This is a genomic window from Burkholderia sp. AU15512 (assembly GCF_002223325.1).
Taxonomy (GTDB): domain Bacteria; phylum Pseudomonadota; class Gammaproteobacteria; order Burkholderiales; family Burkholderiaceae; genus Burkholderia.
On sequence record NZ_NKEX01000003.1, the window covers coordinates 1,501,976 to 1,528,469 of the forward strand.

The 26,494-nt window shown below is 68.1% G+C and carries 13 protein-coding genes and 1 pseudogene; 6 read left to right on the forward strand and 8 right to left on the reverse strand.

What is annotated here, in order from left to right; all coding sequences use genetic code 11:
* Positions 1-45: 45 nt before the first annotated feature.
* The 6 genes from CFB43_RS09595 (at position 46) to CFB43_RS09620 (ending at position 15,440) form a co-directional block, all read left to right on the forward strand.
* Positions 46-1,575 (forward strand): flavin monoamine oxidase family protein, encoded by a 1,530-nt coding sequence (locus CFB43_RS09595; RefSeq protein WP_179254814.1) that lies wholly within the window; start codon positions 46-48, stop codon positions 1,573-1,575.
* On the forward strand, positions 1,562-11,290 hold the full coding sequence (locus tag CFB43_RS09600) for a hybrid non-ribosomal peptide synthetase/type I polyketide synthase (RefSeq protein ID WP_089494901.1): 9,729 nt from the start codon (positions 1,562-1,564) through the stop codon (positions 11,288-11,290). The genes CFB43_RS09595 and CFB43_RS09600 overlap by 14 nt, the downstream gene beginning before the upstream one ends.
* Before the next feature lie 52 nt (positions 11,291-11,342).
* A complete protein-coding gene (locus CFB43_RS09605; protein WP_089494902.1) occupies positions 11,343-12,581 on the forward strand; it encodes an MFS transporter in 1,239 nt (412 codons plus the stop codon).
* A 76-nt stretch (positions 12,582-12,657) separates the two neighbouring features.
* Entirely contained in the window at positions 12,658-13,941 is a 1,284-nt protein-coding gene (fabF, locus tag CFB43_RS09610) for a beta-ketoacyl-ACP synthase II (RefSeq protein WP_218828067.1), read from the forward strand.
* Between the two features lie 106 nt (positions 13,942-14,047).
* Positions 14,048-14,557 carry a winged helix-turn-helix transcriptional regulator gene (locus CFB43_RS09615; protein WP_089425478.1) on the forward strand — a complete coding sequence of 170 codons (510 nt, stop codon included), beginning with the start codon at positions 14,048-14,050 and terminating at the stop codon, positions 14,555-14,557.
* Between the two features lie 166 nt (positions 14,558-14,723).
* Positions 14,724-15,440: a helix-turn-helix transcriptional regulator gene (locus CFB43_RS09620; RefSeq protein ID WP_089431111.1), complete on the forward strand. Its 717-nt coding sequence runs from the start codon at positions 14,724-14,726 to the stop codon at positions 15,438-15,440.
* A gap of 165 nt (positions 15,441-15,605) precedes the next feature.
* Here the strand turns inward: CFB43_RS09620 and CFB43_RS09625 are convergent.
* The 8 genes and pseudogenes from CFB43_RS09625 to CFB43_RS09660 all read right to left on the reverse strand — a co-directional run.
* A pseudogene (locus CFB43_RS09625) lies at positions 15,606-15,770 on the reverse strand (ISNCY family transposase); the annotation flags it as partial.
* A 216-nt stretch (positions 15,771-15,986) separates the two neighbouring features.
* Positions 15,987-16,634, reverse strand: a complete 648-nt coding sequence (locus CFB43_RS09630; protein WP_089494905.1) for a glutathione S-transferase family protein — start codon at positions 16,632-16,634, stop codon at positions 15,987-15,989.
* A gap of 100 nt (positions 16,635-16,734) precedes the next feature.
* Positions 16,735-19,896 carry a multidrug efflux RND transporter permease subunit gene (locus CFB43_RS09635; RefSeq protein ID WP_089494906.1) on the reverse strand — a complete coding sequence of 1,054 codons (3,162 nt, stop codon included), beginning with the start codon at positions 19,894-19,896 and terminating at the stop codon, positions 16,735-16,737.
* A 21-nt stretch (positions 19,897-19,917) separates the two neighbouring features.
* Entirely contained in the window at positions 19,918-21,279 is a 1,362-nt protein-coding gene (locus CFB43_RS09640; protein WP_089494907.1) for a metallopeptidase TldD-related protein, read from the reverse strand.
* Positions 21,279-22,730 (reverse strand): TldD/PmbA family protein, encoded by a 1,452-nt coding sequence (locus tag CFB43_RS09645; RefSeq protein ID WP_089494908.1) that lies wholly within the window; start codon positions 22,728-22,730, stop codon positions 21,279-21,281. The genes CFB43_RS09640 and CFB43_RS09645 overlap by 1 nt, the downstream gene beginning before the upstream one ends.
* Positions 22,723-24,366 (reverse strand): ABC transporter ATP-binding protein, encoded by a 1,644-nt coding sequence (locus CFB43_RS09650; protein ID WP_089494909.1) that lies wholly within the window; start codon positions 24,364-24,366, stop codon positions 22,723-22,725. Before CFB43_RS09650 ends, CFB43_RS09645 begins: the two co-directional genes overlap by 8 nt.
* A complete protein-coding gene (locus CFB43_RS09655; RefSeq protein ID WP_089494910.1) occupies positions 24,366-25,478 on the reverse strand; it encodes an ABC transporter permease in 1,113 nt (370 codons plus the stop codon). The genes CFB43_RS09650 and CFB43_RS09655 overlap by 1 nt, the downstream gene beginning before the upstream one ends.
* The gene (locus CFB43_RS09660) at positions 25,432-26,481 is read right to left on the reverse strand and encodes a microcin C ABC transporter permease YejB (RefSeq protein ID WP_089494911.1); all 1,050 of its coding nucleotides are present in this window, start codon (positions 26,479-26,481) and stop codon (positions 25,432-25,434) included. The genes CFB43_RS09655 and CFB43_RS09660 overlap by 47 nt, the downstream gene beginning before the upstream one ends.
* Positions 26,482-26,494: the final 13 nt, after the last annotated feature.

Sequence of the window (26,494 nt, forward strand, 5' to 3'; positions counted from 1 at the left end):
CGCAATGGCGCACGCGGCACCGGGTCTTCCAGACGGAGAATTCATTTGGATACCGATGTACTGATCGCCGGTGGCGGTCTGGCTGGCCTGTATGCCGCCTATGAACTGAAGAAGCGTCACCCCGGACTGCGGGTTCGCCTGGTCGAGATGCTGTCTCGCATCGGCGGCCGGGTGCAGACCGACGAGATGCTCGCCGGCGCATTCCGTGCGGAATACGGCGCCGTGCGAATCGAGCCCGATCTTCAGCCGCTCGTCGACGCCTTCGTGCAGGCGCTCGCCGTACCCGTGCAACCCATTTCGTCGCACGAGGCAGGTTCGTCGATCCGTCCGTGCGCGGCGAAGCTGACCGAGGACGAGCGCGCGCTGCTGGCGGATCCGCGCGCGCACGATCCGCCCTGGGCGCTGCTGATGCATGCGGTGCGCGTGATCGTCGCGGACCAGTGGGACCTCGACGGCGACCGCTTCGACCGGCCCGGCCGGGCCGAGGCACTGGCGAGATTCCGCACGCACGCCCAGTTTGGAGGCATGCCGCTTTACCAGCAGGGTATCTGGAACGTGCTGTCGAACGTACTGAGCCATGAAGCGGTCGAGTTCACGCGCGAGAAGGGGGCGTTCTACAACTTCAAGAACGCGAATCCGAATGCCGCGGAATGGATCGCGACGCTGCTCGACCTGCGCCTGCTCGAGCGTCCGTCCTACCTGCCGGTCGGCGGCATGCAGACGCTGATCGACTACGCAGGGCGCGCGGTGCGCGCACTGGGCGTCGACGTGGTCGTGGATCATGCGCTCGTCGACTTGTCGGAGCAGCCCGACGGCGCCATCGCCGCGACGATCGAAGACGTGTCGACCGCGGAGCGGCGCCGCGTCGTCGTCCGGTGCGGGCGCGTCGTGCTCGCGCTGCCGCAGCGCCCGCTCCGGGCGCTTGCCCGCTGCCTGCCGCCGGCCGTGACCGCCAGCCTCGACGCCGTCGTCCCGTTCCCGATCACGTGGGCATGCTGCGTGGTCGAGGACCCGTGGTGGAACGCCGACACGCCGCCAGGCAGCGGCGAAGGCGCGATGGTCCGGGCCGCTCATTTCGAGGTCCACCCCAGCCAGCCTGAACGGTACGGCATGGCGATGTTCTACAGCGACGAACCGTGGCATCAGTACTGGGCCAACCTGATCGACACGGAAGAAGGCCGGCGCGGCTGGCAGTCGGCCCCGTATCGCAACCGGGGCGAGCGCCTGAAGGCGGCGCTCGCCCGGACGCTGCAGCAGACGTTCTCGCGCGACGACACGCCGCGCATCCTCGAATGGGGCATCCGCGACTGGAGCATGGCGCCGTTCGGCGCCGGCGTGCACTTCTGGCGTCCCGGCTACCGCTCGGCGGACGTGATTCGGCAACTGGCCGCCTTCGGCATCGGCGCCGATCCGGCCAACCGGCGCGTGCATATCTGCGGCGAGGCCTATTCGGACCTGCAGGGCTTCTTCGAAGGCGCCTGCCGTTCGGTGCAATGCATGCTGCAACAGATCGACGCGCAGAACGGAACGGAAAAACACAACGCAACGACGGAGTCGAGCAATGAAGCAGCGTGAACGGGTACCGGAGGAAATCTCCATTGTCGGCATGGCGTGCGAGTTGCCCGGTACCGCCCATTCGCTCGATGCTTTCCGTGCCGTGGTGCTGGACGGGCGGGAAGCGACCGGGCCGATGCCGGCCGGCCGTTTCGGCGCGGACGGCGCCGCGACGCCGCCGCAAGCGCTGCATGGAGGCTTCCTTGCCCGCTCGCCGTGGGCATTCGATCCGGCGGTGTTCTCGATCGCGCCGAAAGAGGCCATCTACATGGATCCGCAGCATCGATTGCTGCTGGAAACGAGCTATCACGCCATCGAGGACGCGGGCATCGACCCGTCGTCGCTGAGGAAGCAGCGCTGGGGCGTGTTCGTCGGCCTGAGCACGCTCGACTATGCACGCCGGATGGCGAGCAGCGACGACTACAACGGCTTCCTGAGCCGCGGCGCGCTGGGCAGCATGGCCGCGGGGCGGATCGCCTATCACCTCGGCCTCGAAGGCCCGGCATTCGTCGTCGATACCGCCTGCTCGTCGTCGCTGGTGGCGGTTCACCAGGCGCTCGGCGCGCTGGCCGCGGGCGAATGCGACGCGGCGATCGTGGCCGGCGCGTCGCTCATGCTGACGCACGATTACAGCGTGGATCTGGCGCAGGCCGGCATGCTGGCCGCCGACGGTCGCTGCAAGACCTTCACGCGACACGCCGACGGCTTCGCGCGCGGCGAAGGCATCGGCGCCGTCGTGTTGATGCGCCAATCGGACGCCGTGCGCACCGGCAAGCGGATCTACGCGAACCTGCTCGGCAGCGCCGTGAACAGCGACGGCCGCAGCAACGGCATCACCGCGCCTTCGCAGGCCGCCCAGCGGCGCGTGATCGAAGACGCGCTGTCGAGCGCCGCGCTGACGCCGGCCGACGTCTCCTATGTCGAAACACACGGGACCGGCACCGACCTCGGCGATCGAATCGAGCTGTCGGCGCTCGCCGACGTGTTCGGCAAGCGCATGCATCCGCTGTATCTCGGGGCCGTCAAGGCCAATATCGGCCATTGCGAGGGGAGCGCCGGGATCGCGAGCCTGATCAAGGCGGCTCTGTGCGTGTCCGCGCGGCAACTCGCGCCGCATTGCATGGCCGACGATATCAGCGAGGATCTGCCGCTTGCCCGCTTCCAGGGCGTGATCCCTGCGACTGCCACGGGCTGGCAGCCGGGCGATCCGGACGGGCGGCTGATCGCGGGCGTCAGCTCGTTCGGCATGAGCGGCACCAACGCGCACGTCGTGCTGGGCGAGTCGCGCGCCCATCGTGCGGCCACGCCGGCGGCGGAGCGCCGCAGCGGCGCGAGCCTGCTGTTCCTGTCGGCGCGCACGCCGGCGTCGGTTCAGGCGCTGGCTGACGCCTATGCGGATACGATCGAGGCATCGCCCGATATCGACCTGCACGCACTGTGCGACGCGGCGCTGGCGAACCGCCAGGTGTGGCCGCATGCGTCGATCGCGGTCGCGGCCGGCAGCCCGGCCGAACTGGTCGAACGGTTGCGCGCGCGTTGCGCCGCACCGGTCCCGACGACGCGGCTGCAGCGCGTCGCGATGGTCTTCACCGGGCAGGGCAGCCAGTACGCCGGCATGTCTCGCAGCCTGTTCGACGCCAACCGGCGATTCCGCGCGTTGCTCACGGAATTCGCGGGTCACGTCGACCGCATCGTCGGCTGGAGCACGCCGTTGCTGCCGCGCATGCTAGCCACCGAGCAGGTGGCGGGCGCGACGCTGCCGCTCGCGCGCGAACAACGGACGTCCCAGCTCTCGCTGCTCGTCCTGCAATGCGCGCTCGCGCGGTTCTGGCAGGAACTCGGTTGCCGGCCCTACGCCGTGCTCGGGCACAGTGTCGGTGAATATGCAGCGGCGTGGTTCGCCGGCGCATTCGACTTCGACACGGCGGCCCGCCTGGTGCTGGCGCGCGCCGATGCCATGGAGCGGGCGTGTACGGTCAGCCCCGGAAAGATGCTGTCGATCGCTGCGCCGCGGCAGATCGTCGAGGCGCTGATCGACGAGGTCAATCAGGGCCTGCCGTCGGCCGCGCTGTGGCTGTCGGCGCTGAACGCACCCGAATCGACCGTGGTCGCCGGGTCCGAGGCGGCCGTGCTGGCCGCCGCGGAGCATGCCCGGCGGCAAGGCCTGACGACCCTGCCGCTCGACACGCAGGGCGCATTTCATACGCCGCTGATGCAATCCGCGGCAGACGAATTCGCCGCGCATGCGGCGCGTCTCCTGGCCGGCGGCGTCGCGGTGGCGCGACCGTCCGTCCGTTTCGTGAGTTCCGTCGAGGGATGGGTCGGGTCCGTGCAAATGGACGCGGCACCGGGTTCGCCGGCCTACTGGGCCGAACAGATCGTGCGGCCCGTCGATTTCGCGGCCGCCGCCGCCGGGCTCGTCGGCGACGACGTCGACGCGGTGCTCGAAATCGGGCCGCGTCCGGTGCTCTGCGGCCTCGTCGCGGCCACCGCGCGGGCGACACGGCGCGGGTTGGCGTGCCTGCCCAGCATCGACCGGCGCGGCGCCGACGACGCAACGTTCCTGCGTGCCGCAGGACGCCTCGCGGAAGGCGGCGCACTGGACATCCGGAAGGCCATGCAGGCATTCGGCAATGCGCGGGCCGCCGGGCCGTTCGTCGAACTGCCGACATATCGTTTCGACCACACGCTGCTGCAACCGGCGTCGTGGCCGCACACCGTCTCCCGCGCGAGCACACGCGCCGCGCCGCCACAGCCGCTGCGCGATGCGCCGGCCTGGTCGGGCATCGACTTTCGCGCGACCTTGCAGGTCGACCTCGGCACGCCCGCGCTCGACTGGATCAATCAGCACCGGATTCACGGCCGGGCGATCGTACCCGGTGCGTTCTACCTGTCGACAGGCGTCGCGCTCGCGATGCAGGCGATCGCGCGAGCGCGCCGACAGGGTCCTGCCGGCGCGATGATTCAGCTCGACGATCTGACGGTCAGCCGGCCGCTCGCCTTCGACGATCCGGCGGCGACGCACGAGGTGGCCTGCCACGTGGCCGGTCCCGCGCACGATGGCCGCTACACGATCGTCTATCGGCTGCCGGACGATGGCGATGCCGAACTGGCGCGCGTGCACGTCGCGGCGGAACACGCGCCGCTGCCGCCGTCGAGCGGCCGGTTCGACGAGCAGCCAGGCGAATGGGCGCGCCCGGACGCGTTCTTTGACGAATATGCGCGCCGGGGCGTCCAGTACGGCCCGCTGTTCCAGCGGATCGCCGCCTACCAGCGCGTCAGCGACACCGAGGTACGCTGCCGCATCGCACCTCCGGATGCGCAGCCGGCCCTGCCGCTCAGTCACAGTGCGTTCATCGACACGTGCTTCCAGTCGCTCGGTGTATGCCGAGGCCGTCCGGAGAGCGCCTATGCCCCCGTCGCACTCGAGTCGATCCGGATCGATCCGGACGCGCGCTGGTCGTCGGCGCTGACTTGCCGGGCCGTGCTGCGGGAGTCGAGCGACACGATGCTGGTCGGCGACGTGCTCGTCCAGGACGAATCCGGCCGGGACGTTGCAACACTGCATGGCGTGACCTGCGTGCGCCTGTCGGCAAGCGCCGCCGAGCGCCACGACGTGCATTTCCGGGTCGAATGGGTGCGCGACGGTGTCCCGGCGTTGTCGGCCGGCGCGTCGCTGAGCGGCGAAACGTGGCTGTTGCTCGCACCGGCGGATGCGCCGGCGCCCGATCGCTGGCACGAAGGTCTTGCCGCGCGCGGCGCGGCAAGCCGCTTGCTCGCGTTGCCGGGAGCGTCGCATCGGGACGGCAAGCCGATCGACGAGCCGCACGCGGACGGCGCGCGAGTCCGCACGATCGTCGTCTGGGCGCCTCACGCGTGGCTGTCCGGCGCAGCGTCCTATGGCGCGGTCGCCGCTTTCGTTCGAGACGTGCGGCGCAGCATCGAGACGGTGTCGGACCGGCAACCGGGACAGCCGCTACAGGTCTGCCTCGTGACGGAGACGGGTCATGCCGCGCCGGACGTGCTGGGCGCGGCGACGATGCAGGCGCTCGCGGTCCACTTGCAGGCCGAACTGCCCACGCTGGACGCGGCAATGCTCGAGGTCGCCGTCGCGGGCGATCGCGTCGTCGACGCGATCCTGGCGGTCCGGGACGTCAAGCCGGGCATCACGTCGCGGCGCATCGCGACACCGCTATGGCGTATCGACGACGCTGGGCTGGCGCGCCGCGAAACCGTGGCCGGCCTGCCGGAAGTCGACGGCGACAACGCGCTTCAGCCGCGCGGCGACGGCCGCTACCTCGTAACCGGCGCGTTCGGCGGGGCGGGCAAACATCTCGTCGAACATCTTGTCGACGATTGCGGATGCCGGAACCTCGTCCTGATGCGCCGACGCGCGTTGACGCCGGACGACGAGGATCACCGATGGGTGGCGGGCCTGCGCGAGCGGTCCGGCGCGACGATTCAACTGCTCGTCGCGGATCTCGCCGCCGCCGAGGTCGACGGTGCGTGGCTGACTGCTCATGCGGGTGCGCTGGACGGCATTTTTCACCTGGCCGGCGCGACCGCCGACCGCAATATCCTGGACACCGACGCGGCGCAACTCGACACCGTTCTCGGCGCCAAGTTGCGCGGGGCGTCGGTGCTCCACGACTACGCGTGCGGGCAGCCTTCGATCGGGTTCATCGTGTATTTCTCGTCGCTGGCGTCGCTGGTCGAATCGCCGGGCCAGATTTCGTATGCGATCGCGAACGCGGGGCTGCAACGGCTGGCCGCGCACGGTGCTTCGCTCGGCCTGCCGGCCATCGTGGTCGACTGGGGGCCGTGGGCGGACACCGGCATGTTGAAGCGGGTCGGGGCGCGCGCACCGTCGCGCTCGCTGCGACGGCTGCAACCGCTCGCCCCGCAAGCCGCCTGCGCGGCATTGACCGCCGCGATGGCGCGCATCGGGCACGGCGCGCATCTGGCGATTTATCGCGTCGTCCCGGAAGCGCCCGCACGATCGGGCGACACGCTCGCGACACGCGACGCAGCCGCGGCCACGATCGGGCCGGCGTCGGCCACGACGACAGCCGATGGCGCGTTCGCGCTGCTGAGCGGGCTGATCGCCGCGGAAACGGGCCATGCGCCGCACCAGATTGCCAGGACGTCGACGCTGGACGAACTCGGGCTCGATTCGGTCGGCACGATCCGGATTCGCAGCGAACTGCAGGGGCGGCTCGGGCTGAGCCTGCCCGCGAGCCTGTTCTTCGACAGCGCGACGCTCGCCGATATCCATGACAGATTGGTGGAGTCGATGAGCCAGGCGACGGCGACGGCTCAAGCCGAGGCCGCGCCGGTGAAGGAGGGCGGTGCACCGGCCCGCGTACCGCTCTCGTACAATCAGTTCGCGATCTGGTACGAGCAGATCCGCCACCGCGACAGCCGCGCCTACAACTGCGCAGTCGGCTGGCGCGTGGCCGGCGAGGGGCTCGACCTGGATCGGCTGGCGGCGCGATGGCGCGCGCTGCTTGGCGAACACGAATTGCTGCGCGCGACGTTCGACGAAGTCGAGCACGAGCCGGGATACGTCATTCATTCGCTTGACGAAACGTTCTCGCGTTGCGCGATCGCGACCGAGGACACCGCATCGGGTGTCGACGTCGACGCCCGGATCCAGGCGTTGCTGGCCGCGTCGCCCGACCTCGCGACCGACTTCGCGACGCGCGTGAACGTGCTGCGCGTGTCGCCGCGCGAATGGTATCTGGTCGTGACGTCGAATCACCTCGTGATGGATGCCGCGACCATTTTCATCGTGGGCGTCCAGCTTCTTCAGGCGATGTGCGGCACCACGGCACCGCTGGTCGATTCCGATGCACCCTATCGCGACTTCGTGGCCACGCAACGGGCACTCGATGCGACGACCCTGACGGCCGCACGCGCATTCTTCGTCGAGCGGATCATCGACGGCGACGGCGTCCCCGTCAGCGTCGACCTGCCGGTGGATCGGGTGCGCACGGAGCAGGGCGCGAAGACCGGCGGCACGGTGCGCGTACCGGTGTCACGGCGCCTGGCCGACCAGCTCAACGCGATGCCGGGCGGACGGCGCGCGGCCGTGCATCTCGCCACGTGGCTGTTGCTGCTCGCGCGATACTCGAACCAGAATCGCGTGATCACGGGCGTCGCGTTCAACGGTCGTTCGGCACAACGCTGGCGCAACACGGTTGGCCATTTCGTCAACGTGCTGCCGCTCGTCAGCGAAGTCGACGAAAACCAGACCGTCACGGCGGCGGTCGACCGGGTCCGGCGCGCACTATTCGAGTTGGTCGATTACCAGGACGTCCCGCTCGCGCTGTTGATGCGCGACGAACGCCTGCGTTCCGCCAGCAGTTCGGCAGGGCTGTTCCAGACGTATTTCAACTACTTCGATGCCTCCGAGATGGTGGTCGACGTCGGTGCCCGGTGCGACGCGACACCGCTCGACATCACGCAGCAGGAAGCGCAATTCGACCTGAGTGCGTGGGTGACGCAACGTCAGCACGATTGGGCGATCGACCTCAAGTACGCCGATGCCGTGTTCGACCGCGCGACGGTCGAACAGATCGCGGAGCATTACGCGACGCTGCTGGTGGCGTTGTCCGACCCCGCTCATGCCGAACGCGAAGTGGGCTCGATCACGATGCTGCCCGCCGACCAGCTGCAGTTGCTGGCATCCGGGCGCGGCCCGGTGCCGCGCGACACGCGGGATGTCGATCCGGGCGACACGGCATGCGTGCACGAGCAGTTCGCCCGGCGCGCGCAAGAGACGCCGGACGCGGTCGCCATCGAATGGGGCGAACGACGGCTGACCTATCGTGAATTGAACGCGCTGGCAGATACCGTGGCCGATACGCTGCACCGCCAGGGCGTGGGCAGCGAGACGACCGTCGGCATCCTGATGCCGCGTTTCGGGTGCCCGGAATCCATCATCGCGATCCTCGCGATCTGGAAATGCGCTGCCGCGTACGTCGCACTCGACCTGAAGCATCCGGCGGCGCGCACGGGCTACATGATCGACACGGCCCGCTGCGCGATGGTGTTGACGCAACGGCACCGGCTGTCCGACGACGTGCGGCAGGCGCTCGCCGAGCGCGACGCGCTGGGGCTGTGCGACGTCGTGCTTCGCGCGGACCACTCCGCGATCGACTGCGACGTCGTGCAAGCCGGCCGCGTGCAGCATCACGCTCGACTGGAACCGAACGGCGACTACGCCGATCGCGGCGGCCAGCTCGCTTACGTGCTGTTCACCTCCGGCAGCACCGGCAATCCGAAGGGCGTGCTGGTCGAGCATCTGGGCCTGACCCAGCGCCTGCGCTGGATGGAGCGCCATTTCGGCTTCTCGGCGAGCGACCGGTTCCTGCAAGGGACGGTGCTGACGTTCGATATCTCGGTGCCCGAATTCTGCCTGCCGCTGATGACGGGCGGGGTCGTCGTGCTAATGGAGGAAACGGACGGGCCGGCCGGCCACGCCGCCGTGTGCGTACGCCACGACGTGACCATGATGAGCACCGTGCCGTCGCTGCTGAACCTGCTGCTCGAGCCGCTCACCCGCTGCCCGACGCTGCGCCACGTGATTTCGGTCGGCGAGGCCTTGATGCAGCCGGTGGTGCGCGCATGGCTCGCGTCGGGCACGACCACGACGCTCAACAACCTGTACGGGCCGACGGAAGTGACGATCTATGCGACGCATCATGCATGCACCCAGGTGCCCGACGGGCCGGGCGCATCGATCGGCCTCGCGTGCGACGGCGTGCGCTGCTGGGTGCTGGACGCACACGGCCGCCCGGTGCCGCCTGGCGTGCCCGGCGAGTTGTACCTCGGCGGCAGCGGCGTGGCGCGCGGCTACATCGGCACGCTCAAGACGCCCGACGCGTTCTCCGCCAATCCGTATCAGGACGGTGCGACGCGCATGTACCGCACCGGCGACATCGTCAAATGGCGGCGCGACGGCGAACTCGACTACATCGGTCGCAACGATTTCCGCGTGAAGCTGCGCGGGCTGCTGGTCGAGCTGGGCGAGATCGAACACGTGCTGATGTCGCACCCGGGCGTCCGTCACGCGAGCGCACTCGTGGTCGATGTCGGCGCCGCCTCGTCAGTCGGACGGCAGATCGTCGGCTGCGTCATTGCGGACGGGTTCGACGAGTCTGCCGTGTTGGCCGGCGCGAAAGCGCGGTTGCCGGATTACATGGTGCCGTGGCGCCTGATGCTGTTCGACGCATTTCCGTCGAACAGCAGCGGCAAGGTCGATCGGAAGGCGCTCACGGAACGCGTGCTGGCCCGGATCGAGCAGGACGCCGATGCACGGCGTCCCGCCGACGCGGCGGAGGCGTTGTCGCCGGAACAGGCGGCCTTGTGCACGCTATGGAAGACGCAGCTCGACCTGGCCTCGATCGGGACCCGCGAGAACTTCTTCCAGCTCGGCGGCGATTCGCTGTCGTTGACGCGCATGGTCCTCGCCGCCGAACGCGAGCTCGCGCTGAAGATCGACTTCAGCCGCTTCCTGACCAACCCGACGATCGACGGTTTCCTTGCCGCATGTGCGCACCGGCCCGACGGGGCGACGACGACGAACGACGCCGTCAACCGGCAGGAGGATGCGCCGTATGCGGCGGATCTGGCGGCCGCCGCGACGCTGCCGGCATTCACGGGGACGGCGGCGAAGGCAGCGGACGCCTATCTGCTGACCGGCGCGACCGGGCACCTCGGCGCGTGGCTGCTGCGGATGCTGCTCGAGGAAACGCACGCGGACGTCTACGTGCTGGTGCGCGGCAACGACGACGCCGACGCGCGCGCGCGTCTCGACGCACGCTACCGTGCCATGTTCGGCGGCGCGCTGCCCGTCGCGCGTGTCCGGATCTGCCGCGGCGACGCAACCTTGCCGCGGTTCGGCATGGACGACGACAGCCATGCGCGGTTGCTGACCCATGTCACACAGGTCGTGCATTGCGCGGCGCACGTCAATCACGCGGCCGACTACGCCTTCATGCGCGAGGGCAACGTCGGCGCGAGCCGGCACGTCCTGGCGTTTGCGTCGGCCGCGAAAGTCGCCCACGTGCACTACATTTCGACGCAGTACACGGAGCTGGGATCGCTGCCGGAACAATGGCTCGACCACGCGGCGATCCGCGCGTTGTCGTCGGGTTACGAACGCTCGAAGTTCGTGGCGGAAGCCTGCTTCGCGCAATCGGTACTGCACGGCTATCCCACGTCGATCTATCGGCTGCCGTTGCTGATCGACGACCGCGATCCGAACCTGAAACGGCAGAACCATTTCGTCGCGTTCAGCAATAAGTGCGTGGCGATGGGCGCTTACCCGGATCTTCCCGTTGCGGTGCCGGTCATGCCGACGGAACACGTGGCCCGCTACATCGTCCGTCGCAGCAAGGTCACCATGATGTCGGCCGTGCGCAATGTCCATATCGACGATCTGGATTTTCGCGCGATCGTGGCGCGGCTGCGCAACGGATCGACGCTGCGCGGGATACCGGCCGCCGAATGGGTGGCCCGCGCCCGCGACGAGACGCCCGAATCCGATCCGTTCTTCAGGATGTTGCCGCTGTACAGCGCGCTCGGCGACGGCGTGGGGTGCGGGCGGCCCGTCGAACATGCCGCGTATCTCGACGAACTCGGCCGGCTGGAAATGCCGGCCGCCGACGACTCGGGCAACTGGCTGCTCGACACGACCGCAGCTTGCCTGGACCGGCTCGCGGCGCTTTGATCCCTTTCCCTGAACCCGGACGGACGGTTGCCCGTCCGTCCGCACGCTGACCATGAAGACATCCAAACTTGCCATTGCCTCGCTGTTCCTGACCATCTTTGTCGATGCCGCCGGCATCGGCATCGTGTTTCCCGCACTGACGCCGATGCTGCTCAACAACGAAACCGGCCTGTTTGCAGCGTCGGTGAGCGAGGCCACGCGCTATCAGATCTACGGCATCGTGCTGGCGCTCTATCCGCTGGCCATGTTCGCCGCGTCGCCGCTGCTCGGCGACATGTCCGATCGGTACGGCCGCAAACGGGTGTTGCTGCTGTGCCTGGGCGGCAACGCGCTCGGCATGCTCGGCACCGCTGCCGGCGTGTACGCCGGCAGTCTGTGGGGGGTGCTCGTCGGCCGCGCGATCTGCGGCCTGACCGCCGCGAGCCTGCCGGTTGCGCAGGCGGCCGTCATCGACATCAGCACGCCGGACACGAAAGCCGGCAACCTCAGCATGATCACTGCGGCGAACGGCGTGGGATTCGCGATCGGGCCGGTCATCGGTGGGGTGTTTTCCGGCACGGGCGGCGGTGCGTTCGGCGTCGCGCTGCCGTTCGTCATCGGTGCCGCCCTGGCGGCGCTCACGCTCGCGTTCGTGATCGCGTTCTTCACCGATCGTCGCGCACACGACGGCACCACGCCCGCGCGACGCACCGGCGCATGGCGGCGCATCGTCGCGAATGCGGCATCGCCGGTACTCCGCACGCCGCTCGTCATCCTCGCGGTGTTCCTGACCGGCTACTACATCTTCTTCAACTACATGTCGGCCTTTTCCCTGTTGCGGTATGGATTCGACGCGTTCTGGGAGGCGATGCTGCTGTCGTTCTACTCGGCCTGCTTCGCCGTGTCGCTGCTGTTCATCATTCCCGCACTGGCGAAGGCGTTTTCACCGCGCCAGAACCTCATGGGCAGCCTGATCGCGCAACCGGTCCTGATCGCACTGGTGATGATGGTCGACGCCCCCGTCAGCCTCTGGGCGGCCGTGCCGCTGCTCGCGCTCGCCGTCTCCAACTGCTATGTCACGCTGCTCAGCATCGCGTCGAACCGCGCGACTGCCGACGACCAGGGGCAGGTGCTGGGCGTCGTCTCGTCGATCAATGCGCTTGCCTGGGGCGTCGCCCCGATCGTGACCTCGTTGCTGCAGCCGCACTCGATCGTCCTCCCGGTCGCGACGTCCGCGCTGGTGCTCGTGACGGCGTGTGTGCTGGGCGGTCGCTTCTGCAACCAGGCGGTCGAACTCGAGGTCAGCCGATGAGCCCGCGTCAAGGTCATTCACCGCGAACCAACTGGAGAATTCAATGAATGCCATCACTCCCCAACTGCCTCATCCGCTGGGATTGCGGCGCGTCGTCGTGACGGGGCTCGGCCTCGTGACTCCGCTCGGCGTCGGTGTCGAACACTCGTGGCGGAACCTGCTCGCCGGTCGAAGCGGCATCACGACCATCGATCGCTTCGACACGTCGAATCTGCCTTGCAAGATCGCCGGGCTGATTCCCGCCGGCAACGCGCGCGACGGCGGCTTCGATGCGACCGAATGGGTCGAGGCGAAGGAAGTCAAGAAAATGGATCCGTTCATCGTCTATGCGATCGCGGCCGCCACGGAAGCGCTCGACGACGCACGATGGCATCCGGACGACCGGGCGCTGCAGAATCGCACCGGCGTCATGGTCGGTGCCGGTATCGGCGGGCTGCCGGGCATCGAGGCTGGATCGCGACAAATCGAGCGCGCGCCCGGCAAGCGGCTGTCGCCGTTCTTCATTCCGTCGAACCTGATCAACCTGGCCGCCGGCCAGATTTCGATCAAGTACGGCTTTCGCGGCCCGACGCACGCAACGGTCACGGCATGCGCATCCGGCGCCCATGCGATCGGCGATGCGGCGCGCCTGATCGCGCTCGACGACGCGGACGTGATGATCGCGGGGGGCGCGGAGGCCGCCGTGTGCGAGGTCGGGATCGCCGGTTTTGCCGCGGCGAAAGCGCTGTCCACGGGCTTCAACGACACGCCGGAGCGTGCGTCGCGGCCGTGGGATGCCGACCGCGACGGCTTCGTGATGGGTGAGGGCAGCGGCATGGTCGTCCTCGAGGAATACGGGCATGCGCTGGCGCGCGGCGCCCGGATCTACGCGGAAGTGATCGGTTACGGCATGTCGGGCGATGCTTATCACATCGTCGCGCCGCCGGACGATGGCGACGGCGCGGCCCGCGCGATGCTGGCCGCCCTCAAGCGTGCGCGCATCGAGCCGGACGCCATCGACTACATCAATGCGCATTCGACGTCGACGCCCGCCGGCGATCTGGCCGAGATCGCCGCGCTGAAACGCGTGTTTGGCGAGCATCTGTTCGGTGGTGCGTCGGTGTCCGCCACGAAGGCGTCGACCGGGCACCTGCTCGGCGCCGCTGGCAGCGTCGAAGCGGTGTTCGCGCTGCTGGCGCTCCGCGACCAGGTCGCACCGCCGACGATCAACCTCGATCGCCCGGCCCCCGAATGCGACGGCCTCGATCTGGTGCCGAACCGCAGCAAGTCGCGGCCGGTGCGTTACACGCTGTCGAATTCCTTCGGCTTCGGCGGAACGAACGCCGCGCTGATATTCGGCCCTCCGCCGGCAGACGCCTGATCCAGGGGCGTGCCGGACACGGCCGTCCGGCACGCCCTTGACGCCACAGGGCATCCGTCCGGATAGTCACTTGCATATTAGAAGTCACGATGTTAGCCTTCACGCCATGAGAACGACCAGCTTTAAATCGATGGAGTGCCCGACCGCGCGCGCACTCGACTGCATCGGCGAATCGTGGACGCTCCTGATCCTGCGGGATGCGTTGCAGGGGTGCACACGCTTCGACGAATTCCAGCGCAGTGTCGGGATTGCAACCAATACGCTGACGCGCAGATTGAAACGCCTGGTCGATCAGGGCCTGCTGGAGCGCCGGCGCTACATGACGCGACCCACGCGTTACGAGTACGTGCTGACGCAGATGGGCATCGACCTGTTCCCGCTGCTGGTCGTGCTGTTCGATTGGGGGAGCAAGTATCTCGTCAACGATGGTGTCGCGGTTCAGCAGATCGATCGGGAGAGCGGTCGGGTGTTGGAATCCGTGGTCGTCGACAGGAATGACCTGCAGCCGATTACCGTGGATCGCGTCCTGCTCAAGGCAGGGCCGGTCGCGTCGGCCGCCGTGCATGAACGTGTCGAGCAGGTGCGCGAGCTGCGCGAAAGTGCGTCGGGCAGCTAACCGCTCCCGTACCGTCGGCACCAGCCGGACTCGCCCCGAGTACCGGCCATGAAATACCGGATCGACCCGCGCGGGCGCCGCTTGTCGGCGGGCGAGCGCGGGGTTTCCGATGGTGTTGATGCGTGCTCGCGTTCGAGATCAGTGAAGAGTCAATACGGAGTTTGAATTGGTAGACGAATTCATGCCTATCCTTCAATCGCAGACGATGGAGGAACTCGGGGCCCACGTGGGAAGTTTCTGCCGCGAGGCCGGATACCAAACTTATATGTATTCGGTTGTCTCGTCCGGGTCCGCCGGCGAGACGGCCTTCAGTCACATCATCTCGAACTGCCCGGCCTGGCAGGATGTCTACGCCGAGCGCCGCTACGCGAACATCGACCCGATACTCGCCCACGCACGCACGTCCTCGCTGCCGCTGCGATGGGAGCGCGCGATGTACAGCTCCGGCGAGCAGCGGTGCCTCGAAGCGGACGCGCGTCGCTTCGGTCTCGTTCACGGCCTGAGCTTGCCGGTGCGCGGCCATCGCGGCGACATCGGCGTGCTGAGCGTTGCCTCCGACGGCTCTGAAGGCATCCCGGCGCACGACCTCGGCCAGACCGCGAAACTCAGTCTGCTTTGCGCGTACATCGAGGAAAAGGTCACCATGATCGCGCGGGAAACCAAAGGGCAGGGCACCACGCGGATGTCGGGCATGAGTTCACGCGAACGACAATGCCTGCAATGGTGTTCCGCCGGCAAGACGAGCTGGGAGATCGGCGAGATTCTCGGCATCACCGAGCGAACCGTGAATTTTCATATCGGCAATGTCGTTCGGAAGCTCAATGCCAAGGGCCGTCGCCATGCGGTGACGAAGGCCATCTCGCTCGGGCTGCTGTGCGTCTGACAAGTGCGCGTCGGTTGTCTTGCGGCTTGGGTCTGATTGTTCCGTGTCTGATTGTTCCGTCAAGCTGGCGGAGGGAAACGGAACAGTCATCAATCGGCGGCACCCGGGTCCTGACAGCGGTTAGCGTCCTTCGCCCGGTGTCTCGGCATCGATCGCGTCCGCCTTGCCGTGCTCACGTGGCCTGCCGACGAACCGGCGAATTCGGCGGGTCGTCAACGCCAGCCGTTCGGCCGCACGCCATGGCTTGAGCTTGCCGTCCGCCACGTCCTGAATGACCTTGAATCGGTCCAGCTCGCGCATCGTCATCGTGATCCGTTCCGTTACAGCCATCGCAGCCTCCGGCGCCGGACACCCGGCGACCGAACAGCTTACGCGGCCCGAAAGCGGACATTTCTATGTAGCCAAAAGCGGACATTTCAATCTAGCCACTACAACCAAATCCGTCGATAATGTTGATTATGTCAAATACTATATTTCAGCCCCAAACCCCACGACAAGCAGCCTTCAACCGACCGCTGCCGCACTTTTGAGCGCGTTCGAAAACGCTCAGGCAACCGGATTCAACCACTCCGTCAGTCCTTCGCGCGCGTTCAACTCGATGAACGTCGGCAACGCGCGAAGCGCGTGGATATAGCGCGCCAGATTCACCCACGTCGTTGCCGGACGCGGCATGTTGCGCGTCCAGCGCATGAGCATCAGCGCCAGGAAGTCGACCGTGCTCAACCGATCGTCGATCAAATACGAGCGGCCATCGGACAGCAGATCGTCGAGATGCGCCATCGCCCCCTCGACTTGCCCCTGCGAAAAAACTTTCACCATGTCAGCGCATCGCGGATCGCCATCCGTCTCCGCATAAAACCAGTTTCGCATCGCCGGCAAGACGGAATTGGCGAGATAGATCATCATCTCGAACCACGCGGCACGTTCAGGCGAGCCCGGATCCGGAGCCAGGCGCGGCTCCGGATGGCGTTCGGCGAGCAGCATCAGCAACGCGGCCGATTCGGTCCGCGGTTTGCCATCGACGACCAGCGTCGGCACTCGGCCCGCGGGATTCAACCGCAGGTACTCGGGCGTATGCTGCGCCCCCGTATCGATATCGACGAGGCGCGTTTCGAACGGCACGCCGAGTTCGATCAACATCCAGTGCACGGCCATGCTTGCCGCGCCGGGCGAGTAATACAGAACGTAGGACATGGTCTGAATTCGTCTCCTTGAATTGAAATGTCGGTGAACCGTCTGCACGGTAATCGCATTTAATCAACACAACGCTCGAAAATCACCTGTCGAAGCGACCTCACTCCCCCACCACCTCCGCCTGACGATCGTCCCGCTTCGCCACCGCCACCCGCCGTCCGCGTCGCCCGACCGACGCCACGACCCGAAACGCCACCGGCGCGAACACGAGCCCGAACACCGTCGCCGCCAGCACACCGCCGAACGCGCCCGTGCCGATCGACCGCCGGCTTTCCGCCCCCGCGCCCGTTGCCAGCACGAGCGGCACGACGCCCAGAAGGAACGCCATCGACGTCATCACGATCGGCCGGAATCGCGCGGCGGCCGCGTCGACCACCGCCTGCCGCAACGGCACGCCATGCACGACCAGGTCACGCGCGTATTGCACGATCAGGATCGCGTTCTTCGCCGCCAGCCCGACCACGGTGATCATCCCGACCTTGAAATACACGTCGTTCGGCATGCCGCGCGCGAGCGCCGCCGCGATCGCACCCATCATGCCGAGCGGCACGATCGTCAGCACGGACAGCGGAATCGTCCAGCTTTCGTACAGCGCGGCCAGCGCCATGAAAACCGCGAGCACCGACAACCCGACGAGCAGCGGCGTCTGCCGCGCGGCAACCTGCTCCTCGCGCGCCGCATCGACCCAGTCGAAGCCGATCCCGGCCGGCAGCGCAGCGGCAAGCCGCTCCATCTCCGCCATCGCCGCGCCCGAACTCGTGCCGGTCGCCGCCCGGCCGCTGATGTCGAGCGACGGATAGCCGTTGTACCGGTTCAGCATCACCGGCCCGATCGTCCAGTGCGGCGCGGCAATGGCCGACAGCGGCACCATGTCGCCGGTACGGTTCGGCACGGTCAGCGCCATCAGCTGCGTATCGGTCGCGCGTGCCACCGGATCGGCCTCGATGATCACCCGTCGCATCCGGCCCGACGCCGGAAAGTCGTTGATGTAGTTCGAGCCGAACGTGCCGCCCAAGAGCCCCGCGATCCGCTCGAACGGCACGCCGAGCGCGTACGCCTTCGCGCGGTCGACATCGAGCTCGATACGCGGTGCATCCGGCAGGTCCTCGAAATGCACGGCCGAGAGCGACGTGCTCGCCTTCGCACGCTCGGCAAGCTGCTCGCGGGCCGCCTTCAACGCATCGAGCCCGACTCCGCCGCGATCCTCGAGCCGGAACGTGAAGCCGTCCGAATGCCCGATGCCGCGCACCGAAGGCGGCAGCGCCGCCTCGACGTCGCCGTCGAGGATCGCACTGAAGCGCCCGTTGAGCCGGTCGCGCAACGCCATCGCATCGACGTCGCGCTTCGCCCAGTCCTTCAGTTCCACGAACGCCATCCCGACGTTCTGCCCGCTGCCGACGAAACTCCAGCCGATCACGCTCGTCACGTTCGCAATCGCCGGCTCCCCGTGCAGGATGGCCTCCACCCGCTCGACGACCGCGAGCGTGCGCGCCTGCGTGGCGCCGGCCGGCAACTGGATCATCACCTGCAGTTGCCCCTGGTCCTCGGTCGGCAGGAAACCGCCCGGCATCATCCAGTACAGCAGCCCGCACCCGATCACGAGCACCACATAGACGGCCACGACCATGCCGGTGCGGCGCACCGCAAACACGGCGACGCGGCGATAACCGGTTTCGGCGCGCGCGAAAGCCGTACCGAACCGGTCGGCCAGACGCGCGCCGATGCCGCGTCGCCGCGCACGGCCGGCGCCGCCATCGTGCCGCGCGACCGGCTTCAGCAGGTTCGCGCACAGCGCGGGCGTGAGCGACAGCGCCATGAACGACGACACCAGCATCGACGCGATCATCGCCACCGCGAACTGCCGGTAGATGCCGCCGACGCTGCCCGGGAAAAACGCCATCGGCACGAATACGGCGGTCAGCACCGCGGTCACGCCGACGATCGCCCCGCCGATCCGCTTCATGGCCCGGCGCGTGGCGTCGCGCGGCGACACGCCCTCCTCCATCACGCGATGCACGCTCTCGACGACGACGATCGCATCGTCGACCAGGATGCCGATCGCCAGCACGAGGCCGAACATCGTGAACACGTTGATCGACAGCCCGAACGCCCACATCGCGACGAACGCACCCATCAGCGTGACCGGAATCACGACGGTCGGCACCAGCGTGTAGCGCAGGTCGCGCAGGAACAGCCACATCACGCAGAACACCAGCACCACGGCCTCGACGAGCGTCAGCACGACTTCGTGGATCGCGATCTTGACGAAGTGCGCGCCGTCGAACGGAATCTCGACCGCGACGCCCGGCGGCAGCGTCCGCGAGAGTTCCGCGAGCCGCGCGCGGATCGCATTCGACGTTTCGAGCGCGTTGCCGCGCGGGCCGAGCTGAATGCCGACCGTCGCGGCCGGCCGGCCGTTCAGTCGCGAATAGAACGAATAGTCGTCGCGGCCGATCTCGACGCGCGCGACGTCGGCCACGCGTACCACCGAGCCGTCCTGCTTCGACTTCAGTACGATCCGGCCGAACTCCTCGGGCGACGTGAGCTGGCCCTTGACCACGACCGTCGCGGTGAGCTGCTGGCCGCGCACGAACGGCGCGTCGCCGATCGCACCGGCCGTGACCGTCGCGTTCTGCGCGCTGATCGCCGTGATCACGTCGTCGGCGCCGAGATCGTATTCGCGCAACTTGACCGGATCGAGCCAGACCCGCAGCGCCTCGTCGGCATCCCAAAGCTCGGCCGCGCCCACCCCCGGCGCGCGCTTCAGCTCGCGCAGCACGTAGCGGTTCAGGTAATCGCCGAGCTGCGCGGAATCGCGCGTGCCGTCGGTCGACGTCAGCGTGACGAGCATCAGGAACGTGTTCGCCGCCTTGAACACGCCGATCCCCTGCTGGACGACCTGCTGCGGCAGCCGCGGCTCGACCTGCTTCAACCGGTTGTTGACGTCGACGAGCGCGATGTCCGGATCGGTGCTCGGCGCAAACGTCACGTCGATCTCGAGGTTGCCGTGGCCATCGCTGCTGGTCTCGTAGTACAGCAGCCCGTCGGCGCCATCGAGGCTTTCCTCGATGATGCTGCCGACGTCGGCATCGACCGTCTCGGTCGACGCGCCCGGATAGGACGCGGTGATCACGACCCGTGGCGGCGCCAGGCGCGGATACTGCGCGATCGGCAGTTGCGGAATGGCCAGCACGCCCGCGACGACGATCGCGAGCGCGACGATCCACGCAAAGACGGGACGGTCGATGAAGAATGACGGCATCGGCGAGTGTCGGCGAACGCGCTACAGCGTGAGCTCGAATGAACGCGCGAGCAGCCCCGGCAGCTGCGCGCCTCCGGTGGCGCGCTCGCCGTACGTGTCGTCGCTCGCGAGCAGCGCCGGCACCGCGCCGAGCTGCTCGAGCTCCGACCCGAACAGCCGGTAGAAGCTGTCGTCGAACCGCATCGCATCGACCGGCGCGACGATGCGCCCGCCTTCGACCCAGAAAGTCGCGAACCGCGTCATCCCCGTCATCCGGCACGCGATCGGGTCCGAGAAGTTCAGGTACCAGAGGTTGCCGACGTAGAGCCCCGTGTCGAGCGCGGCCAGCACGTCGGCGTCGGCGAGCGTGCCGCCCGCGATCGACAGCGACTGCGGCGCTTCGGCGTTGTCCGCGCCATTCGGTGTGCGCCCGTGCTCACGCGCGGTGCGTGCACACACGAGCTGCCCGGCGCCCCGCCCTTCGACGACGAGCGGCACGCTGTCGCGCCGGTAGCCGTCCGCGTTGAACGCCGGCGCGATGCCCAGCGTGAAATCCTCGGTGATCGACACGCGCGGATCGAGCGCGACCTCGCCCGCATACAGGCGATGCAGCGGGCTGCGGGCGCTCGCCACCGCGCGCGCCGAAAAGCCGCTCCAGCCGAGCAGGCTCGTCATCTCGTGAATGGCGTCCGGCGCGAAATACGCGCGGTAGCGCCCGGGCGCAAGCGCCTTCGGCGCGCGGCCGAGCACGGGCAGCCGCGCGGCGGCCGCGTCGATCTTCGCCGCGAACGCCGCATCGCGCCAGTCGTCGCCCGCATAGACGGTCTTGATCGCGCGGCCGCTCGGGTCGTATAGCGACCAGCTGAAGTTGAAATTCTCGACCTCGTACCAGCCGCGGCTGCCGGTCGACGACGCGAAGCCGCGCGCCAGCGTGCCGCCCGCGTAAAAGCCGACGAAGTCGAGCCCGCGCGCGCATTCGGCCACGATTCGCGCGAGCCCGTCCACATTCGGCAAGCGCCCGGTGCGGCGCGTTTCCTGCACCCACGTCGAGGTATCGAACAGCAGATGAGGATCGTCCTGCGCATCGCGCAGGCCGTCGCGCAGCACGGCGAGCGCGTCCGCCAGTTCGCGCAGGTCGGCCGCCGGATCGCCGCAGACGGTCAGCGCCGAGTGCGCCTGCCGCGCGCCGTCGATGAGCCGCACGGACAGCCGCCCTTGCGTCGCGCGCCCGGTCTGGCGAATCCTGCCGCCGTTGAAACGGATGAAGTCGGACGTTTCGCCGGAGAAGCCGAGCAGGACGGTTTCGGTCGGCGCGGTCAGCCGTTGCGCGTCGTCGGCGAGCCGTGCGAAATACGCGTGCCAGTCGATTCCGGTACGGCGTGCCATCGGATCGAATCCCGTCATCACGCGCCTCCGAAGACGTCGACGCCGGCGAACACGCAGGCCGGCGCGGCGTGGCCGACACGGATGATCTGCGCAGGCTCGCCCTTCCCGCAGTACGGCGTGCCGTAGATGCCGAACGTGCTCGCATCGCCGACCGCGCGCAGGCTGCGCCAGAACTGGGCGGAGATGCCGCGGTAGTTCGGACGCTTGACGACCTGCGTGAGCCGGCCGTTCTCGATCAGTTGCCCGAATTCGCAGCCGAACTGGAATTTGTTGCGGTGGTCGTCGATCGACCAGGACGTGTTGGTGCGCATCAGGATCCCGTGCTCGGTGCCCGCGATCAGCGCATCGAGCGACTGGTCGCCGGGTTCGACGTTCAGGTTCGCCATCCGGTCGATCGGCGCGCGGTTCCAGCTCGACGCGCGCGAGTTGGCGACGCCCGGCAGGCCCGCGCGCTGCTGCGACAGCGCCCCGCCGAGCAGCCGTTCGAGCACGCCGTTGCGGATCAGGTACTGCTTGCGCGCCGGCGTGCCGTCGTCGTCGAATGCGTAGGACGCGGCTTCGGCCGTCGGCTCCGGATCGAACGTGACGTTCAGCAGTGGCGAGCCATATTGATAGTGGCCGACCATCTCCGGCCTGACGAAGCTCGATCCGGCGAAGTTGCGCTCGTCGCCGAGAATCCGGTCGAGCTCGAGCGGATGGCCGATCGACTCGTGGATCTGCAGCATCATCTGGTCCGGCATCAGCAGCAGGTCGCGCCGGCCGGTCGGGCAGTTCGGCGCGGCGAGCAACTGCAGCGCCTCGTCGGCCACGCGCGCGCCGGCGCCGTCGAAACCGTAGCGCGCCAGCACGTCGATGCCGCCCTGCGCCAGCGTGCCCGATTGGCCGAGCGAGCGCGTCTGCGTGTCGCCGTCGCCATGGGCGACGGCTTGCAGCTCGGGCATCAGGAAGCGGAAGCGCTGGTCGATCCGTACGCCGTCGCTCGTCACGTAATTTTGCTCAGTGTGCACGATCATCACGCTCGCCGAACGCTCGACGATACGCGCGCCGAGGTTCGCCGCCGCGCATTCGTGCGCGAGACGCTCGATCCATTCCGCGCGCGACGGCAGCGTCGCATCGACATCGGGCGACGCATAGGTGCCGCTCGCCTGCGGACGCGCGGCCTGGCGATGATCGACCAGCGCCCACGGCGCGCTGGCCCGGGCCCGCGCGGTCGCGATGTCGAGCGCTGCCTGCAGCCCGGCCGGGGACAGGTCGGGCGTCGCCGCATAGCCGGCGCCCGTGCCGGCCCAGGCCGTCAGCATCGCACCGCGCTCGCGCGTGCGCGAAAACGGCTGCGCGACGTCGTTGCGCACCGCGTGTTCGTCGATCGTCTCGTCGACGATGCGCAGTGACCAGAAATCGGCGTCGCTGCGCAACCCCTGTGCTGCCTGCACGGCTCGGGCGCCCGGCGCCCGGTTCTCGTCAATCATCGGCTCTCTCTTGCCTCTCCTGCGGGCCGCGCTCGGGCGCCAGCATGGACGACGCGAGCAGCGCCCGCGTATACGGATGGGATGGCGCGTGCAGTACGTCGAGCGTCTCGCCCGCCTCGACCACGCGCCCCGCCTTCATCACGATGACCCGGTGGGCCATCGCGCGCATCACCGCCAGATCGTGCGTGATGAACAGGTAGCTGAGTTTGTACTTCTTTTGGAGATTCGTCAGCAGATTCAGCACCTGCTTCTGGATCGACACGTCGAGCGCGCTCGTCGGCTCGTCGAGCACCAGCAGTTCCGGCTCCACCGCCAGCGCCCGCGCGATCGCGATCCGCTGCCGCTGCCCGCCGGAAAACTCGTGCGGATAGCGCAGCATCGCCTCGGGCGGCAGGCCCACTTCCTGCAGCAGCGCGGCGATCCGCGCGCGCCGCGCGTCGCCGGCCACCTGCGGCCGGTGCACGGCGAGCCCCTCGCCGACGATCTGCTCGACCGTCATGCGCGGCGACAGCGAGCCGAACGGATCCTGGAACACCACCTGCATGCGCCCGTACAGCGTGCGCCGGCCCTGCGTCGTGCGCAGCGACGCCAGCGGCATCCCGTCGATCTCGATCCCGCCCGACGCCGGCCGCTGCAGCCCGAGCACGGCCGACGCGAGCGTCGATTTCCCCGAGCCCGACTCGCCGACGATCCCGAGCGTTTCGCCGCGCTTCAGGCTCAGCTGCACGTCGTGCACCGCGCGGAACGTCGTCTTGCCGAGCAGCGAGCGCCAGCCCTTCGCCGCGATGCGGTAGTCGACGTCGAGGTGCTGCACGTCGAGGATCGTCTGCGCGCCGGCGGCAACCGGCTCGACCGCCCGTTGCGGCGCGCTGTCGAGCAACCGGCGCGTATACGGATGTTGCGGCGCCGCGAACAGTGCGGCGGTCGTGTTGGTCTCCACCAGCACGCCCTTCTCCATCACGGCCACACGCTGCGCGAAGCGCCGCACAAGGTTCAGGTCGTGCGTGATCAGCAGCACGGCCATCCCGCGTGCGGCGGCCTCCTGCTCCTGCAGCTCGATCAGCAGGTCGACGATCTGCTGGCGCACCGTCACGTCGAGCGCGGTGGTCGGCTCGTCCGCCAGCAGTAGCCGCGGCCGGCACGCCAGCGCCATCGCGATCATCGCGCGTTGCCGCTGCCCGCCCGACAGCTGGTGCGGAAAGCTGTCGATGCGCCGCTCCGGCTCGGGAATCCCGGTGCGCCGCAGCAGCGCGATCCCGCGCTCGCGCGCGTCGCCCGGGCGCAGCCCCTCGTGCAGCCGCAGGCTCTCGGCGATCTGCTTGCCGATCGTATACAGCGGATTGAGCGCGGTCATCGGCTCCTGGAACACCATCGCGATATCGGCGCCCCGAATCCCGCGCATCTGCTGCTCGGTCTTCGCGAGCAGATCCTCGCCGTCGAACAGCATCCGCCCCGACAGCGTCGCGTGCTGCGCGAGCCGCAGGATCGACAAGGCGGTCACGCTCTTGCCCGACCCCGACTCGCCGACGAGCGCCACGCGCTCGCCGCGGCCGATCGACAGGCTCAGGTCCTGTACGGCCGCGTTCGCGCCGAAATGCGCGGAAAACCCGTCGATCTGCAGCAACGGTCTCGTCATCACCGCCCTCCGCCGAATGCCGAACCGCGCGTGCGCGTGTCGAGCGCGTTGCGCAGCGCATCGCCCATGAAGGTGAGCAGCAGCAGCGTCACCACCAGCGCCGCGAACGCCGCGATCGAGATCCACCACGCATCCAGGTTGTTCTTGCCCTCCTGCAGCAGCTCGCCGAGGCTCGGCGTCGGCGGCGGCACGCCGAGGCCGAGGAAATCGAGGCTCGTCAGCGACAGGATCGCCGCGCTCATCCGGAACGGCAGGAACGTGATCACCGGCGTGAGGCTGTTCGGCAGCACGTGGCGCCACATGATCTGTGCGTTCGTCAGCCCCATCGCGCGCGCGGCCTTCACATAGTCGAGCGCGCGGTTGCGCAGGAATTCGGCGCGCACGTAGTCGGACAGCACGAGCCAGCCGAACATCGACAGCAGGATGAACAGCAGCCACAGCGACGGCGTGAAGATCGACGCGAAGATGATCAGCAGGTACAGGTCCGGCAACGCGCTCCATATCTCGATCAGGCGCTGCCCGACCAGGTCGGTGCGGCCGCCGTAGAAGCCTTGCAGCGCGCCCGTCAGCACGCCGACCAGCACGCCCGATACGGTCAGCGCGAACGCCATCAGCACCGACAGCCGGAACCCGTACAGCAGCCGCGCGAGCACGTCGCGCCCGAACTGGTCGGTGCCGAGCCAGTTGCTCGACGACGGTGGCGCCGGATACGGCCGCGACGCGAAATAGTCGATCGTGTCGTAGCGATACCGGTTCGGCGGATAGATCGCGAAATTGCCGTGCGACTCGATCTTCGTGCGGATATACGGATCGAGATAGTTCGTCATCGCGGGAAAGTCGCCGCCGAACGCCGTCTCCGGATAGTCCTTCACGATCGGGAAGTAATAGTGCCCGTCGTAGCGCACGATCAGCGGCCGGTCGTTCGACAGCAGGTCCGCACCGAGACTGAGCGCGAACAGCACCGCGAAGATCATGAGGCTCCAGTAGCCGAGCGGCTGCGCGCGAAAGCGCAGCCACGTGCGCCGCCACGGCGACGGCGACGCCGCGCACGCGACGCACGCCGGATCAGTGGTCCAGGCGGTTGAACTGGATACGGGGGTCGACGAGGACATAGCAGATATCCGCGATGAGTTTGGTCAGCAGGCCGATCAGCGTGAACAGGAACAGCGAGCCGAGCACGACCGGATAGTCGCGGCGGATCACCGAGTCGTACGACAGTTGCCCCATGCCGTCGAGCGAGAACAGCGTCTCGATCAGCAGGTTGCCGTTCAGGAACGCGCCGACGAACGCGGCCGGCAGCCCGGTGAGCAACGGGATCGCCGCGTTGCGCAGCACGTGCTTCCACAGCACGTCGCGCTCCGGCGCGCCCTTCGCACGTGCGGTCAGCACGTACTGCCGGCCGATTTCCTCGAGGAACGTGTTCTTGGTCAGGATCGTGACGATCGCGAAGTTGCCGACGACCGACGCCGTCACCGGCATCACGACGTGCCACAGATAGTCGAGCGCCTTGCCGATCAGCGTCAGGTCGTCGAAGTTGTCGGACGTGAGCCCGCGCATCGGAAATACCTGCCAGAACGTGCCGCCGCCGAACAGCATCAGCAGCAGCACGCCGAGCACGAAGCCCGGCACCGCGTAGCCGGCCAGCACCAGCACGCTCGTCACGGTGTCGAACCGCGATCCATTGCGCACTGCCTTCGCGATGCCGAGCGGCACCGACACCAGGTACGTGAGGATCACCGTCCACATCCCCAGCGTGATCGACACCGGCAGCTTCGAGCGGATCACCGCCCACACGCTGCGGTGCGCGAAATAGGACTGGCCGAGGTCGAACGTCGCATAGCTTTTCAGCATCAGCACGTAGCGTTCGAGCGGCGGCCTGTCGAAGCCGAACTGCTTGCGGATCTGCTCGATCTGCTGCGGGTCGACGCCCTGGCTGCCGTGGTAGCCCCCTGCGCCGCCCGCCTCCCCGCCGCGCGCACTGCCGTGGCGCAACTGCGCGAGCACCTGTTCGACCGGGCCGCCCGGCACGAACTGCGTGACCGCGAACGTGATCGTCACCACCCCGATCAGCGTCGGGATCATCAGCAGCAAGCGCCTGAGTATGTATGCCAGCATCGTCGTTCCTCCG

Coding starts and splice junctions, on each gene's coding strand:
- CFB43_RS09600 (WP_089494901.1), top strand. CDS start 1,562: ATGAAGCAGCGTGAACGGGTACCGGAGGAAATCTCCATTGTCGGCATG.
- CFB43_RS09605 (WP_089494902.1), top strand. CDS start 11,343: ATGAAGACATCCAAACTTGCCATTGCCTCGCTGTTCCTGACCATCTTT.
- CFB43_RS09615 (WP_089425478.1), top strand. CDS start 14,048: ATGAGAACGACCAGCTTTAAATCGATGGAGTGCCCGACCGCGCGCGCA.
- CFB43_RS09630 (WP_089494905.1), bottom strand. CDS start 16,634: ATGTCCTACGTTCTGTATTACTCGCCCGGCGCGGCAAGCATGGCCGTG.
- CFB43_RS09635 (WP_089494906.1), bottom strand. CDS start 19,896: ATGCCGTCATTCTTCATCGACCGTCCCGTCTTTGCGTGGATCGTCGCG.
- CFB43_RS09640 (WP_089494907.1), bottom strand. CDS start 21,279: ATGACGGGATTCGATCCGATGGCACGCCGTACCGGAATCGACTGGCAC.
- CFB43_RS09645 (WP_089494908.1), bottom strand. CDS start 22,730: ATGATTGACGAGAACCGGGCGCCGGGCGCCCGAGCCGTGCAGGCAGCA.
- CFB43_RS09650 (WP_089494909.1), bottom strand. CDS start 24,366: ATGACGAGACCGTTGCTGCAGATCGACGGGTTTTCCGCGCATTTCGGC.
- CFB43_RS09655 (WP_089494910.1), bottom strand. CDS start 25,478: ATGTCCTCGTCGACCCCCGTATCCAGTTCAACCGCCTGGACCACTGAT.
- CFB43_RS09660 (WP_089494911.1), bottom strand. CDS start 26,481: ATGCTGGCATACATACTCAGGCGCTTGCTGCTGATGATCCCGACGCTG.